Annotated in this window: 11 protein-coding genes, 1 tRNA gene and 1 pseudogene; 5 read left to right on the forward strand and 8 right to left on the reverse strand. The window is 39.9% G+C overall.

Annotation, left to right across the window (positions count from 1 at the left end; all coding sequences use genetic code 11):
* Positions 1-259 precede the first annotated feature (259 nt).
* Entirely contained in the window at positions 260-766 is a 507-nt protein-coding gene (locus tag V7K41_RS17365; protein ID WP_334850067.1) for a DUF6174 domain-containing protein, read from the forward strand.
* A 312-nt stretch (positions 767-1,078) separates the two neighbouring features.
* On the opposite strand, the gene V7K41_RS17370 is transcribed toward V7K41_RS17365, so the two are convergent.
* A complete protein-coding gene (locus tag V7K41_RS17370; protein ID WP_334850068.1) occupies positions 1,079-2,269 on the reverse strand; it encodes an FAD-dependent monooxygenase in 1,191 nt (396 codons plus the stop codon).
* Positions 2,270-2,382: 113 nt separating this feature from the next.
* Here V7K41_RS17370 and V7K41_RS17375 point away from each other — a divergent pair, with 113 nt between their 5' ends.
* The 4 genes from V7K41_RS17375 to V7K41_RS17390 all read left to right on the forward strand — a co-directional run bounded on the left by V7K41_RS17375 (position 2,383) and on the right by V7K41_RS17390 (position 6,874).
* The gene (locus tag V7K41_RS17375; protein WP_334850070.1) at positions 2,383-2,931 is read left to right on the forward strand and encodes a (2Fe-2S)-binding protein; all 549 of its coding nucleotides are present in this window, start codon (positions 2,383-2,385) and stop codon (positions 2,929-2,931) included.
* Positions 2,918-3,907, forward strand: coding sequence for an FAD binding domain-containing protein (locus V7K41_RS17380; RefSeq protein ID WP_334850072.1), 990 nt, complete (start codon positions 2,918-2,920; stop codon positions 3,905-3,907). Before V7K41_RS17375 ends, V7K41_RS17380 begins: the two co-directional genes overlap by 14 nt.
* 12 nt (positions 3,908-3,919) lie before the next feature.
* A complete protein-coding gene (locus V7K41_RS17385) occupies positions 3,920-6,109 on the forward strand; it encodes a xanthine dehydrogenase family protein molybdopterin-binding subunit (protein WP_334850073.1) in 2,190 nt (729 codons plus the stop codon).
* 615 nt (positions 6,110-6,724) lie between these two features.
* Positions 6,725-6,874, forward strand: coding sequence for a hypothetical protein (locus V7K41_RS17390; RefSeq protein WP_334850074.1), 150 nt, complete (start codon positions 6,725-6,727; stop codon positions 6,872-6,874).
* A 539-nt stretch (positions 6,875-7,413) separates the two neighbouring features.
* On the opposite strand, the gene argJ is transcribed toward V7K41_RS17390, so the two are convergent.
* From argJ to V7K41_RS17420, 7 genes and pseudogenes are all read right to left on the reverse strand, one after another.
* On the reverse strand, positions 7,414-8,577 hold the full coding sequence (argJ, locus tag V7K41_RS17395; protein ID WP_334850076.1) for a bifunctional glutamate N-acetyltransferase/amino-acid acetyltransferase ArgJ: 1,164 nt from the start codon (positions 8,575-8,577) through the stop codon (positions 7,414-7,416).
* Between the two features lie 390 nt (positions 8,578-8,967).
* The gene (locus tag V7K41_RS17400) at positions 8,968-10,482 is read right to left on the reverse strand and encodes a hybrid sensor histidine kinase/response regulator (protein WP_334850080.1); all 1,515 of its coding nucleotides are present in this window, start codon (positions 10,480-10,482) and stop codon (positions 8,968-8,970) included.
* Positions 10,483-10,500: 18 nt separating this feature from the next.
* Positions 10,501-11,616, reverse strand: coding sequence for a PAS domain S-box protein (locus V7K41_RS17405; protein WP_442943214.1), 1,116 nt, complete (start codon positions 11,614-11,616; stop codon positions 10,501-10,503).
* Positions 11,599-12,075, reverse strand: a pseudogene (locus tag V7K41_RS32925) (PAS domain-containing protein); the annotation flags it as partial. The gene V7K41_RS17405 and the pseudogene V7K41_RS32925, both read right to left, overlap by 18 nt.
* A 126-nt stretch (positions 12,076-12,201) precedes the next feature.
* Positions 12,202-12,474 carry a hypothetical protein gene (locus tag V7K41_RS17410; protein ID WP_334850084.1) on the reverse strand — a complete coding sequence of 91 codons (273 nt, stop codon included), beginning with the start codon at positions 12,472-12,474 and terminating at the stop codon, positions 12,202-12,204.
* 1,019 nt (positions 12,475-13,493) lie between these two features.
* Positions 13,494-13,567: transfer RNA gene (locus tag V7K41_RS17415), tRNA-Val, on the reverse strand.
* A gap of 362 nt (positions 13,568-13,929) precedes the next feature.
* The gene (locus tag V7K41_RS17420; protein WP_334850085.1) at positions 13,930-14,550 is read right to left on the reverse strand and encodes a hypothetical protein; all 621 of its coding nucleotides are present in this window, start codon (positions 14,548-14,550) and stop codon (positions 13,930-13,932) included.
* Between the last annotated feature and the right edge of the window lie 299 nt (positions 14,551-14,849).

Raw genomic sequence — 14,849 nt, forward strand, 5'->3', positions numbered from 1 at the left:
GCTGCGTAGGCGTAGCTAGCTGTAGGCATCGCTTTGGACAATGAGGCAATTTTGGGCGATCGAAAATATTTCGGCAAAGTTCCTAATTGATGTCTGGAAAATTGGATTATAGATGGTATTCTGAGAAAATGCAGATTCATTTATCTACGAAAAAATTAATTCCAAAATAAAACTTATTTAAACAAACTCTCGCAAATAAGTTAAAATTCGCTGTATCATAATAATAGTTAGAGCTTTGAAAACCAATAAATGGATTAATATGCGTTTACCTATCATTATCAGTGCAGCACTATTGCTATCTCTAGGTCTGAACCTATCAGCAATCTCCGAAACTCCCGCAGAGAAAACACAATATCAAACGCAAACGAATAATAACTTGAATTTAAGACGGTTAAGATTTAATAAACGTTTGTGGGAACAAGCAAATATTTCTAACTATCGGATTACAGTTAGCAACAGTTGCTTCTGTATACAAGATGCTAGAGGGCCAGTGGTTATTGAAGTGCGTAATGGTCAAACAACTTCCATCACTTCTGTCGCTACAGGTAAACCAGTTAATCCGCAATTTTTTCAACAATACAACACAATTCCCAAGCTTTTTAATGTGATTCAAGATGCGATCAACCGTAAGGCATTCAACCTGGATGTAGAATACAATGCAAAACTCGGCTATCCAACCAAAATTAATATCGATTACAATAGTCAAATAGCTGATGAAGAAATCTTTCTAACAATCGAAAAGTTTCAGGAAATTAAACCTAGATAGCTACTAAGTTAATTACTTCCGCTGAATCTCGACCAACAATAGGGGTAAATTAGTAACTCTAAAACGAGATTTAATACTTCAATTTACTCCAAAGAGATAATGGCATCACTTCTTACAAAAATTAATAATCTGATTAAGTTATGTTGATTTTACGCGAGTAATTCTCAATTATTCAACGAATTTGTTGTGTTTGAGGGCTTGACTAAAAACAGTCACTTCTGATAGGCTCAAATTACTCGATAAGATTAGTCCTTGCTGTAAGTTTATGCGCTAGTTGCGATAAAAGTAACTTTACTAATACCACACTAAAATTTAACTTTTTACAGATGGCTTAAAATTGTACACCCATTTGTGAAAATCATCATTAAGACCCATTTGGCGTTGCGTCTGCTCAGTAGATGCCACGGTGTTAATGTCATAGTACCGCATTTCACCCAAGGCACTACGAGCTTGAATGAGTTTTGTCCGCTCGATGCGACACTGTTCGTAGCTAGTCAGAGCTTCTTGCAGATTAGTTGAATCAGAAAAACACTCTCGCAGTTGGTATGCATCTTCAAAAGTGGTATTGGCTCCTTGTGCCATTGCAGGTGCCATTGGATGAGCGGCATCGCCTAAGAGAGTCACTCTGCCTTGACTCCATTGAGTTAACGGTGGGCGATCGCAAATTGGCCCTTCCCAAATTTCCTCGGCTGGTGTCGCTTCTACCACCACCCGGAAGGATTTATCCCAGTCGGCTAATTCATCAAGAATGCGAGATTTCACTTCATTGGCGCTGTGGGAAAGGGAGTACTCAGGCGAAAACTTCCGACTAATCCAACTGGTATAGCCGCCGCCGACATTGAGAAGGTACATAAACTGTTTATTGCCTTTAACAAAAACTAGTTCATAGTCATTAAATAGCTCGTGGCGATACTTGATGACGGCACGCCAACACATACTACCGATATAATTAGGCTTACCCTCGCCAAATAAAGTTTGTCTGATCGCAGAGTTAACGCCATCAGCCCCAATCAGCAAATCTGCATCTACTGATTTTTTACCATCAAAATGAATTTCTACACCGTTTGCATCTTGCTCAAAGCCGATGCAGCGATGATTGAGGTGAATGATTTCAGGCGGCAATCTCGATGCTAAAACTTGCTGTAGACGATACCACCAAACAGTTAACAACGGTTGTCCGTATTGTTCTAAATATTTAGTTGCGTTAGTTCGGATTGTCTCAGACTGAATATTCTTTAAAACCGTGTGGTGAACCTCGCATCCTGAACTTTTGAGGGTTTCGACAATTCCCGGCGCGATCGCATCTAGAGAATTCAAGCCATTCGGAGCTAGTCCTAGTCCAGTTCCCGCCGGACGAAATTCTTGGGCTTTTTCGTATACTTGAACCTCTATCCCTTGGCTTCTCAGTGCGATCGCAGCAGCCAAACCACCTGGGCCAGCACCGACAATCGCAACTTTCTTTACTATGGGTTGGGATAATTTCTGAGTAAGATTTGTGTTCATATTATTAAGTCAGAATTCACTCTTAATTATAAATCTCAGGAAGTCTAGCTAGAAGAACCGCAGACTTTTTATCGTTACTATAGTAAATGATGTAATTATTATCTACATGAGACATGGAAGAAAATTCTTTAGCGTTAATAACTTCAGACTCATTTACCCAGGAAACGAAAATATTCGGTTCAGAAGAAGTAGAATTATCGCTGAATGTTAATAATCTATCTTACTCCCTGAAGATAGAACCTCGTGTGACTTTACTAGATGCACTTCGAGAAAAGCTGGGTCTAATGGGCACTAAAAAAGCTTGCGATCGCGGTGAATGTGGTGCGTGTACTGTATTAGTTAATAATCGGCGAATTAACTCTTGTATGACTTTGGCAATTATGCACATCGGTACTGAAATTACCACAATTGAGGGATTAGCACAAGATGGTAAACTCCACCCCATGCAAACAGCCTTTATTACCCATGATGCTTTTCAATGTGGTTACTGTACATCAGGTCAAATTATCTCAGCCGTAGGGATGATATTAGAAGAATCGCCAAAATCTGAGACAGAAATTCGAGAAAAAATGAGTGGAAACCTTTGCCGTTGTGGAGCATATCCAAATATTGTTGCGGCGATTCGGGATGTGTTAGAGGAAATAGAAAATGCAGCCATTTAGTTATGCTAAAGTTACTTTACAAGAAGTGGCGATCGCCACAGTTGAGCAAGACAAAACTGCTGCATTTATTGCTGGTGGCACAGATTTGCTGGGATTAATGAAAGATGGAGTCCAAACAGCGAATATATTAATTGATATTAATAGTTTGCCTTTAGCAGATATTGAATCTCAACCTCAGGGAATCCGCATTGGTGCTATCTCTCGAATGAGTGACGTGGCTTTTCATCCCCAAATTCAGGAATGTTATCCCGTAATTAGCCAAGCTTTATTACAAAGTGCTTCACCGCAACTGCGAAATATGGCAACAGTGGGTGGTAATTTACTGCAACGAGTCCGCTGTGGTTATTTTCGCGATCCGGTTTTTCCTTGTAATAAACGCATTCCCGGTATAGGTTGTTCGGCAATTACAGGTTACAATCGAATGCATTCCATTTTCGGAGCTAGCGAACATTGCATTGCCGTTCATCCTTCCGATTTAGCTGTAGCTTTGACGGCATTAGATGCAGTGATTTGCATCCAAGGGGTAGAAAAATCACGGCGAATTTCAATTCATGATTTTTATCTCTTACCAGGCGAGACACCAGCAAAAGAAACTCTATTACAGCCTGGAGAATTAATTGTTGCCATTGAAGTTTCAGATTTTGCATATAAATCCCATTATTTAAAAGTAAGGGATCGTGCTTCTTACGAATTTGCTCTTGTTTCTGTAGCTGTTGCTTTGGATATAGAAGAAGACACGATAAAATCAGCACGCATCGCTTTTGGAGGAGTAGCACCCAAACCTTGGCGTGCTTGGGAAGCTGAGGAATTTCTAAAAGGGAAAGCAATTAACGAAGATATTTTTACAGTCGCAGCCGCCGCAGCCGTCAAAGAAGCAAAACCGCAAACACACAATGAATTCAAAATTGAGTTAGTCAAACGCGCTTTGGTACGCGCACTCTCAGTTGTGACAGAAGGGGACAAGGAAGAGGATTAATAATTAATTGATATGAATAAAATTATTGGGAAACCACTCGATCGCGTTGATGGCAGACTGAAAGTAACGGGAGAAGCACCTTACACAGCCGATGTGCCAATAGAGAATTTAACTTATGGAGTGATTTTTCAAAGCGCGATCGCCAGTGGTAAAATTATCCAAATAGACGCATCCGCAGCCGCAGTCGCCCCTGGCGTGCTAGATGTCGTTACTTACCAACAAACCCCATCTCTGGTAAAAATACCCTTCTTTGGCCCTCAACAACCCCAGTCAACCGAAAAAGACCATAACATTTACTACGATGGTCAACATCTGGGGATTGTAATTGCCCAAACTTTAGAACAAGCCGAAACTGCTGCCTCTAGGGTAAAAATTATCTACGAGGAAGCTATTCCGACAGTCACAATGGCACGTACAGAGATATTTGAACCTGAATCGATATTTTTTGGTATGATGCCAGCTAAAGTCACCAGAGGGGATGTTGAATCGGGGAAAGTACAGGCAGATGTCTTGGTAGAGCAAATTTATACCACGCCAATAGAACATCATAATCCCCTAGAACCTTCTGCAACGATCGCAATGTGGTCAGGGGATAATTTGACGCTGTATGAAACCACTCAAGGCATTTCTGCAACCCAAAGCCGAATTGCATCTATTCTGAATATTCCCGAAGAAAATGTCCGCGTCATCTCCAAATATTTAGGCGGCGGATTTGGTTGTAAAGCGCTGCTGCGATCGCATACGATTTTAGCAGCGATCGCAGCTCGTCAAGTAAAACGCCCTGTAAAAGTTGTGCTAACGCGATCGCAAATGTACACTGCTTGCGGCCACAGATCCGAAACTCAGCAGCAGCTAACGTTAGGTGCAACCAAGGAAGGCAAACTAACCCTGATCGAGCAAATTGGTACATCTTTAACTTCCCTGTTTGATGACTTTGCCGAACCAGTGGGTGCAGCAACAACCATGATGTACGCCTGTCCCAATTTGGAAATTAAATACCGTTTGGGACGCATCAACGCCGGCACACCAACCTTTATGCGGGGGCCAGGAGAAGCGCCGGGAATGTTTGCCTTAGAATCGGCAATGGATGAATTGGCATACACCTTAAATATTGACCCAATTGAACTAAGATTAAGAAATCATGCAGATATCGATCCGCACAAAGGATTACCTTGGTCAAGTAAATCCCTGAAAGAATGTTACCAAAAAGGGGCAGAAATTTTTGGTTGGTTACAACGCAATCCAGTTCCCCGTTCCATGCGAGATCGTCATTTCCTGATTGGTTGGGGAATGGCAAGTGCGACGTTTCCCACCAATGCTAGAACTGCATCAGTCAAGGTAGAAATTTTTGCCACTGGAGAAGTGAAAGTACAAAGTGGTACTCAAGATATCGGTACTGGCACGTATACAGTGATGACGCAGGTAGCTGCTGAAGTCTTAGGATTACCAGTGCAGTTTGAATTAGGTGATAGCAATCTTCCCAAAGCCCCGATTACAGGGAACTCAATGACAGTTGCTAGTGTTTCCCCGGCAGTGTATAAAGCAGCGATCGCGGCACGGGATAAGATAATTAAAATGGCGATCGAAGATGCAAATTCTCTGCTTTATGGCTCGCAAGCAGAAGATATTACCGTTGAGTCAGGGGAAATATTCTTAAAACAAGACCCATCGAAGCGAGACAAATACACCGATATTCTGCGCCGTCATGGATTAGAAAGTTTAGAATTTACAGAGGAATCGTCACTCAACCCAGAGAGCAAAGAATACGCCAAACACTCTTTTGGGGCGATATTTGTCGAAGTTGCAGTTGATGAATTGTTAGGAGAAATCAAAGTTAGACGTTGCGTAGGCGTTTATGATGCAGGGCGAATTCTCAACTTCAAGACAGCGCGGAGTCAAGTTATCGGCGGGATTACCTGGGGAATTGGTATGGCGCTGATGGAGAAAACTGTAATGGATGCTAATCAGGGCAGAATAGTTGGTGCTAACCTTTCTGATTATCTGATTCCGGTTCATGCAGATATCCCCAATATGGAAGTACAATTTATTGAAGAACGCGATCCTTATGTGAATGCACTAGGAACCAAAAGCTTGGGAGAACTTCCGATTGTTGGGGTAGCTGCTGCCGTATCTAATGCAGTTTATCATGCCACAGGTAAGCGAATTCGCGATCTGCCAATTACACCAGATAAGTTGCTGTAAATGAATTGGTTTGTAGAGAGAAGGGGTTAGGGCATGAGGGCAACCCTAGAACCCTTTCTCTTACATAACTTCTACCTGAAGTTTACACCTATGAGGAATGCTGTGCCCTTACGACAGATATGGTTCAAATACATGAAATGCTCTAGCAGTCTTTGTGCTTCTTGCGATCGCGAGTTTTACAGCTATTTTCAGGTAAATAGACCATGCGGTAGGGGCACAGCAATGCTGTGCCCTTACGACAGATGTGGTTCAAATACATGAAAACTGCTGTAATATCAAGTCCGGTTAATCACTTATGATTACCGGATCTGTGCAAAAATCGGAAAAGTCTCTTTTCCCCTGCTCCCTGCTCCCTGCAAGAACTGCGGTCTAAATCATAAGTCTTTGACCGGACATGATATAAGTCTGTCCCCATCTGGGTTAAGCTATAGCAGGGTGGTTTCATACAAGCAAAGAAAAATTAAAACTGGGTTTCAAAGCCTCTCCCCCCGTGGGGGAGAGGAATGGAAGTGAGGGAAAAAGCCATGCCACTTTCACGAGAAATCAAGACTTATGTATTTTTCTTTTTTCGTATGAAACCACCCTGCCATCTGGGTTAAGCTATAGGACTCATATTTGATTTCTGAAATACACGTAGGGTGCGTTACGCCAAAGGCTAACGCACCAGTTAACGATTTAGGTGCGTTAGGCTACGCCATAACACAACGCCAGTCTGCTCAAGTCGGGAAACCCGCCCACGCGGCTGGCTCCCCTACAGATACTTAGATTTTTTCATAAATCAAATCAGATTCCTATATGAGCATTACTGTTAAAGGCGTTAGACAAACACCCACAGTCAAAAGACTAGTAAGAATTTTTTTCATAAAATAGCGCAGGGGTAGCTGTTTTAATCCTCTTTAATCACTATCGGTAGAGAAAAATCTAAAACCCTTATTTCTCATGACTTTTATCAATTTAGACGTAGGTTGGGTTGAGGAACGAAACCCAACACCCAAAGACCTTAGAAAAGTTGGGTTTCACTTTGTTCAACCCAACCTACATTTATTTTTCTTTCCCCAAAGTGATAGAAGAGGGTTAATTAGGTTTTAACAGAAGCTCTTCTCACCAACATCATGATGTTTTTTATAAACATTGCAATGTTTCTTCTTAATATCGTGATGTTTGTGAAGAATATTGCAATGTTTCGTATTAATATTGCAATGTTTGTGAGGAATATTGCAATGTTTCGTATTAATATTGCAATGTTTGTGAGAAACATTCCAATGTTTCTTATTAATATCGTGTTTTTTGTACAAGAAGTCTAATCAAGTTGAGTATTTACCATTAATTTCTATATAACCCTCTGAAAGATCGCAACCCCATACAGTTGCAGAGGATTTGCCAATATTAAGACTAACATGAATATCTACTTTATCTCTAGACATAATTTTGCGTAACTGTTCTAGATTTGCCTCAGTTAAGCTACTAGGATAAACTTTCACATTATCAAAACGAATAATAACTATTTCTGGATTTATCTGCTGTTCATTTTCACATTTGCCTATAGCCATAGCAACTCTTCCCCAATTCGGATCTGCTCCGTAAACAGCAGTTTTTACTAATGGTGAATTTACAATTGCTTTCGCTACTGTTTTAGCTTGTGCATAGTTAATCGCTGAATCTACAGTCACCTCAATTATCTTAGTAGCACCTTCTGCATCTCGTGCAATTTTCAGGACTAATTCCTGTGCAACTTCTTGCAATGCACTAGCAAAATCTGATTCTGAAACTTCACCAGCTATTCCATTAGCTAGAATCACAGCAGAGTCACTAGTAGAAGTGTCAGTGTCTACACTCAGGCAATTAAAGGTTTTATCTATAGTAGAGCGAAAAATAGAACGAAGGTTATTTGCAGAAATTGCAGCGTCAGTAAAAAAGAAAGTTAGGAGTGTAGCCATATTAGGCTCAATCATGCCAACACCTTTGGCAATTCCTACTAGCTTGGCATTTCCTATTTGCCGTGTAGCTAGTTTCGCTACTGTATCGGTGGTCATAATACCACGAGCGGCGGCATGAAAATCAGCATCAGTCAATTTTTTGCCCAATCCTAATAAACCAGCCCGGATTTTTTCAATGGGGTAACGTCTGCCAATTACACCTGTAGAAGCTATCACGATATTATGTGCAGCAATTCCAGTTTCAGTTGCAACTAATTGCAGAACCTCTTGGGCGTCAGCGATGCCAACATAACCATTAGCTACATTTGCATTTTTAGATATAATGACAATTCCTTGTGCTTGTGAATCTTTTAAGTTATCACGGCTAATAGTAACACTTGGCCCAGCAAAAAGACTTTGAGTGAAGACTCCATCTGCAACACAAGGAACTGATGATTTAATAAATACAAAATCATCAGTTGTATCTCGTATTCCCAAATTAGTGATAAATGCACTAAAACCTTGAGGTGTGGAAGATATAGTTAATGGCATTTTTTGATATTTAATAATTTGCTTTAATTATCTCATATCAAGTCTGGTTAATTACTTACAGCAGTTTTCGTTTGGATGAAGTACAAAGTCACTAGTTTTGAGGCAGGAGGCAGGAGGTAGCTATGCTGGAGGGAGAAGAATAATTTAATTTTTGAGTCCTCGGTTTTGTACCTCACGCTTGTTGCAAACTGCTGTATCATAGAATCTATTAATGCAGGTTGGGTTGGATGGCAGTGAAACCCAACATCAAGAACGATCAAAGTTATAAAATTTTAATATCAAAAACCTATTAGTCTTCCAAGGAAACTTTGCTAAGTCTCCAAAGGTTTAACAACACGAAAAACTTTTTTACTCCCCACACTTACTTAGCAATTTTTGAGTTGTCGAGTACTATAAATCAGTTAATGTAAGAGTGAATGTAGTCCATCCATTGCTACTTTCTACTTGAATGTTTCCTTGCAATTGTTCGACTAATTTTTGTACTATTGATAAACCTAATCCCGAACCACCTTGATTCCAGATATCTGCATTGGGGAGACGATAAAATTTATCAAATATCCGTGGTAACTCTGTTATCGGAATTTCTGCTGAATTACTGACAGTAATAATAGTTTTCGCAGGTGCTTCCGAGGAATTGTGACTTACACTCAAGACAATTTCACCACCCGCAGGTGTGTATTTACAGGCATTATTGAGCAATTCTACTACGATGCGTTCCAAGTTAATGCTATCTGATAACAGCGGCGGGAGATTTGCAGGGAGATTCAGCTGTAGAGTTTGCTGATGTTCTTGAACGCGGATTTGAAACGGCTCGATAACCCAAAGTAACCACTGTTGTAAGAGCAACGCATTAGGTGTAATAACTGGATAGGATGAGCTTTCTAGCTGTTGTAAGTCTAGTAGATCGTTAATTAATTCTAGTTCGCGATCGCACTCGCTTTCCATTAATCTTAGATAGCGTTGAGCATCCTCAGTATTATTCGATAGTTGTATCATTTGAATCATCATCTTGATACTACTCAGAGGCGATCGCAGTTCGTGAGAAACTAAATTCAAAAAGTCATTTTTGAGTTGATTTATCTCCTCCCATTGCACCAGAAGTTGTTCTTGCTCAATTTGCTTTTGACGCGCCTCAATTGCTTGTTTGTGCTCAGTAATATCTCGAAACACTAATACAGCGCCTGTAATCTTATCTTTATCATCTTTAATCGGTGCAGCGCTGTCATCAATTGGTATTTCTGCACCATCTTTAGTAATCAAAATTGTTTCTGCGGGAAGATTAACGCTCGTCCCATCTTGAAGAACTTTTATAAGCGGACTTTCAATAGGGTTATGAGTTTTGCCATTAGCAATATTAAATACTTCTGAGGAATTTCTGCCACAAGCTTCTTCCTGTTTCCATCCAGTCAAATTTTCAGCAACCGGATTCATAAAAGTGATTATATCTTGTAAATCGCTAGCAATAACACCATCGCTGATACTTTTTAAAAGCGCATCCAGCCATTTTTTGTTAACTTTTAATTGCCTTTCCAAACTATGTTTAGTCAAAGTTATTTCAATATTTGTTTGTAATTCTCTTTCTTTAAAAGGTTTTAGGAGGTAGCCAAACGGCTCAGTTATCTTAGCTCGTTCCAATGTGTTCTCATCTGCATAAGCAGTCAAATAAATTACTGGAATATCCAAACGCTTATAGATTTCTTCAGCAGCTTGTATCCCGTCCATTGACCCTTTAAGCTTGATATCCATCAAAACTAAATCTGGAGATATTTCTCTTGCTATATTAATCGCTTCTTCTCCTGAAGAAGCAATAGCAGGCACTGTATAACCAAACTTTTTAAGCCGATATTGTAAGTCTTTAGCAACAATAGCTTCATCTTCCACAACTAAAATTTTTGCCTTTGTCATTTTTTATTAATTGTGTATTTATGGTAAAGGAAATGTCACCTGAAACTCTACTCCAGTAGAGCCTGTAATATTGATATTTCCTGCTAACTGATGGGTTAAGGCATCCACTAACTCCCATCCTAATGATGCGAGTTTTTTAAAATCAAAATTTAGTGGTAAGCCAATACCGTTATCACTAACTATCAGCATTAAATTATTATTAATTATTTTCTTTATTTCAATATTGATTGCACCATTACTGCCTTTGGTAAATGCATATTTCAAGGAATTAGATACAAGCTCATGGATAATTAAGCTACAAGGAATTGCTGTATCTAAACCGAGAAAAATACAATCTTCGGTATTGATTGTCAAAGCGATCGCATCTTCATTGACTTCATAAGCAGTAAATAAACTGGCTACCAAATCTCGAATATATTCACCCAAATTAATCTTTGCCAAATCTTGAGATTGATACAATTTTTCGTGAACGAGAGCCATTGATGCAATCCGCTGCTGGCTTTGTTGAAATATTACCAAATCTTCTTTGTCTTTGATATATGCAGATTGCAGATTTAGCAGACTAGAAACAACCTGTAAATTATTTTTGACTCGATGGTAAATTTCTTTTAATAACACCTCTTTTTCTAATAGTGATGCTTTAATTTGCTTCTCCCACTGCTTGCGTTCGCGCTGCGCGGCTTTCCGTTCGTTAATGTCTTCGACCACAGAAATAAAATATTTTTGCTCCCCACTAGATTCGTGCATTAAAGACACAGTGAGATTAACCCAAACTATGGAATTATCTTTGCGGAAATAGCGCTTTTCCATCGAGTAAGTTTGAATATTATCTGCTAAAATCTGCTCAACATATTTCAGGTTAGTATTAAGATCGTCTGGGTGAGTAATATCTTGGAAAGTTAACAACTGTAGTTCTTCGAGTGTGTAACCGAGAAGATCGCAAAGCTTCTGATTAACTAACAACCAGCTTCCATCGATTGCGACATGGGCAATGCCAACAGCAGCTTGGTGGAATGCAGCACGAAATCGCTGTTCGCTCTCTCGCAGTGCTTCTTCTATTCGCTGGCGTTCAGTAATTTCTGTCTGTAATGATTCGTTGATTTTTGTTAACTCTGCTGTCCTTTCTTCAACCATGCTTTCTAGTTGGTTAAGTAGGCTATTTAATGTCTCCTCTACTTGCTTGCGATCGGTAATGTCAGTATGCGATCCTGCCATTCGTACTACATTACCATCTTCATCCCACAATGCTTGCCCTCGATCTAAAATCCATTTATAGGTGCCGTCTTTACATAAAGCTCGATACTCGGTAATGTAAAACGGTGTTTTCTGAGCAAAGTGATCTTGAACCGCTTGTTTTACCCAGTCAAGATCGTTCGGATGCACTCGTGTCACGCATTCATCTAAATGGTTAGAAATTTCGTGGTCTTCATAACCGAGCATTTCTTTCCAGCGAGCCGAGAAGAAAACTTCATTGGTTTTAACATTCCAGTCCCAAATTCCATCATTATTGCCTCGCAAAGCTAATTGCCAGCGTTGTTCGCTTTCCCTCAATACCTCCTCAGTCCGTATGCGTTCAGCAATTTCCTTTGCTAGTTGGTAGTTTGCAGCCTCTAGTTGGGCAGGACTCGGTAGAGCCATTATCTGCGTCATTAATAGCACAAGCTGTATAGCCGTTAATACGGAGACAAAAGCAGTGATAGCTTTGAGCAACCCTGATAGCTAATAGGTAGGATACCAAAGCGTCCATACATCCATTAAATGAGTTGTGCCACAAGCAACGATGAATGTGCCAAACATTAGGAATATCCAACCGAAAGGCATATCTCGCCGTTTACGGACAAAATAAACCAACATCACTGGAATTGAATAATAAGCAAGTCCAGTTAATACATCTGAAATCAGGTGCAACCACACCAATCCTGGTTTCCAGAGGTAGCAATGTCCGTGGGGAATAAACTGACTAGTAGAGAAAAAATTATTTAAAAATTCCATTATAAAAACCTACACATTGCACAAGTCTTCACCAAAGCCTGAAGTGCCAAAGAAGAGGTTTTTAACCTCAGACCTCTGTAGACGCGCAAATGCCTAGAGAGTAGCTCTCACATTCTAAAGGAGAACTACGTTTGGCATTCGTCAGAGTTTTACCGTACTAGTTTTAGGCTAGAATCGAGTAGTAGCTTGAGCTTCTATATTCTGTGTTCGTCATCTTCTCTGAGTTTTTTAATCTGACTAATATAAGATTTATTAAAATTAAAGTACCGCGATCGCTTTGGTTATTGTTACCGTATATCCTCTGAAATCAACCATTTACATATATAAAAACCTTCAAAAATCACAGTAATATTTCGGTTATATCATAATCTAATTTTAATCTAGTTGCATACGTGTATTTGCGGACTAACTCAACTTGGTTTCGATAGGTCAGCACTATTAATCTGTCACGTAGCAGTCCTAAATCATTTGTGAAAATTATATATCTCTTTTTTCTTTCTTCTCTTTGCGTCCTTCTCTAACGAGACGCTACGCGTTGGCGGTTCGTTTCCTTATCTATATTTTCACGACTCATTTAGGACTGCTATATTGCTATATAGTGTCCGGTTAAAGATTTATGATTAACACCGCAGAGAGCAAGTAGAGAAACTCACTCTCAAGGTTTGGAGACAGAGCAACTGGTATTAGATGAGCCTGAGGCAGCAAATAGCAGACTCTGTTCCCTAAGTAAAACTATCAGCAACCCGATGCTTTTGTAGCTATCAAAAATCTAGGTGTCTTCGTCGTTACATCGAGAAAGTTGGCTGGAAGCTTTTTAGCTTAAGTTAAAATTGAGTCTATAGTCAACTATTCACTCTGGGATGATTCTGTCTCGCCAGAGTGAATAGTTGACTAGACTCAAATGTTGCGACATTAATTTGTGAACGGTTATCTAGAAGAAGTAACGACACTAATTTGTGAAATAGCGACATTAATCTGCGAACAGCGACATTCAATTTGTGAAGATACAGTACAACAAATGGACGTAACTGGATTCGAACCAGTGACCTCTACGATGTCAACGTAGCGCTCTAACCAACTGAGCTATACGTCCTTAACCACACGATTATCAATATTAGCATATATTTTTTTGAGAAAGCAAGATAAAAGACCAAATCAGGCGAACTCTATCACTCCCTAAGTAATCAAGCGCAGATGATGTGAAGTATTTATTTGATTTGTAAAAAAGGTTGCACCACTTTCTACAAATCAAACAAATACAGCAGTTTTCGTTTGGATGAAGTACAAAGTCACTAGTTTTGAGGCAGGAGGCAGGAGGCAGCTATGCTGGAGGGAGAAGAATAATTTAATTTTTGAGTCCTCGGTTTTGTACCTCACGCTTGTTGCAAACTGCTGTAAGTCAAATCCTCTTTCCTTTTGCCTCCAGCAAGACTGCCTGATTTGTTGCAAGCGTCTTTAAGTTTCTCGAATCCAAAATGCCAATCCTCCCCCACGACCGCGAGCTGCAATAAAATCTTCTGTCACTAAAAAGAAGCCAAAGAAGGGTAGTTTAGCTATAGGTTGGTTGTAGAAATCTTCTGTTTGAACTTTACCAGCACGGATTGCTCTGTTGTAAATAACACGACCAAACAAACTGATAATCATTTGGTTAAAATCAAAAGCCAATAAATTTTTCTTACCGAAATATTGCACTGGGCCCGTGAGCTTCAGTGAAACTGGGTTAAACTCAACCTGATTAGTAATTTCGCCTCTGTCTGAATCCTGTTCCAAAGTGGCATTAAAGGAAACATGGACTGCTATAAACTTGGGTACATAGAAACCGTTGCCTAATACAATTCCCCCGCTACCTTTGTTTTTCTTAGTGCCAGTGACAAAGCAAAGTTGCCATTTACCGAGAAGAAACTCAAACGGATAAGTCAACCGTTGCTGCTTGGCAGTTTTTTCTGCTTGTAGCAACGCCTTTACTAATATTTCAGCACTAGGGCGTATGCGTTGTGGTTGTCGATACGTAACCGCCGCTTGGGATAGCACGGTAACAAAGTCAAATGTCTCTGTAGGTGTTAAATTAGCCCTCATGAAGCCACTCTGGATTTAACTATTTCTTTTATTTTCTGATAGATTGTAGCGTTCATCTACAAGAAGACACATCTTTCATCCGTAGTATCCGTTAGAAGTATGTCGCTCGATTGAAGTTACTAGTGGTAAAACTAATTCTACGTCTAATTTACATTAGGTTAATAGCAACAATAAAAATCTTTTTCTCCCCCTAGCTCTCTGATATCATGTCCGCTTGATTAGTTATTATTCCGGGCATCTATGCAAAAATCTTAAAACCCTCTTTCCCCCTGCTCCCTGCTCCCTGCTCCCTGCCCCCT

Origin of the sequence: Nostoc sp. (assembly GCF_036917415.1) — a bacterium.
GTDB lineage: Bacteria > Cyanobacteriota > Cyanobacteriia > Cyanobacteriales > Nostocaceae > Nostoc.

What these genes read in the sequence shown, in the direction of transcription:
- V7K41_RS17375 (WP_334850070.1), top strand. Translation starts at nt 2,383, where the DNA reads ATGGAAGAAAATTCTTTAGCGTTAATAACTTCAGACTCATTTACCCAG.
- V7K41_RS17370 (WP_334850068.1), bottom strand. Translation starts at nt 2,269, where the DNA reads ATGAACACAAATCTTACTCAGAAATTATCCCAACCCATAGTAAAGAAA.
- V7K41_RS17385 (WP_334850073.1), top strand. Translation starts at nt 3,920, where the DNA reads ATGAATAAAATTATTGGGAAACCACTCGATCGCGTTGATGGCAGACTG.
- argJ (WP_334850076.1), bottom strand. Translation starts at nt 8,577, where the DNA reads ATGCCATTAACTATATCTTCCACACCTCAAGGTTTTAGTGCATTTATC.
- V7K41_RS17380 (WP_334850072.1), top strand. Translation starts at nt 2,918, where the DNA reads ATGCAGCCATTTAGTTATGCTAAAGTTACTTTACAAGAAGTGGCGATC.
- V7K41_RS17405 (WP_442943214.1), bottom strand. Translation starts at nt 11,616, where the DNA reads ATGGTTGAAGAAAGGACAGCAGAGTTAACAAAAATCAACGAATCATTA.
- V7K41_RS17400 (WP_334850080.1), bottom strand. Translation starts at nt 10,482, where the DNA reads ATGACAAAGGCAAAAATTTTAGTTGTGGAAGATGAAGCTATTGTTGCT.
- V7K41_RS17420 (WP_334850085.1), bottom strand. Translation starts at nt 14,550, where the DNA reads ATGAGGGCTAATTTAACACCTACAGAGACATTTGACTTTGTTACCGTG.
- V7K41_RS17410 (WP_334850084.1), bottom strand. Translation starts at nt 12,474, where the DNA reads ATGGAATTTTTAAATAATTTTTTCTCTACTAGTCAGTTTATTCCCCAC.
- V7K41_RS17365 (WP_334850067.1), top strand. Translation starts at nt 260, where the DNA reads ATGCGTTTACCTATCATTATCAGTGCAGCACTATTGCTATCTCTAGGT.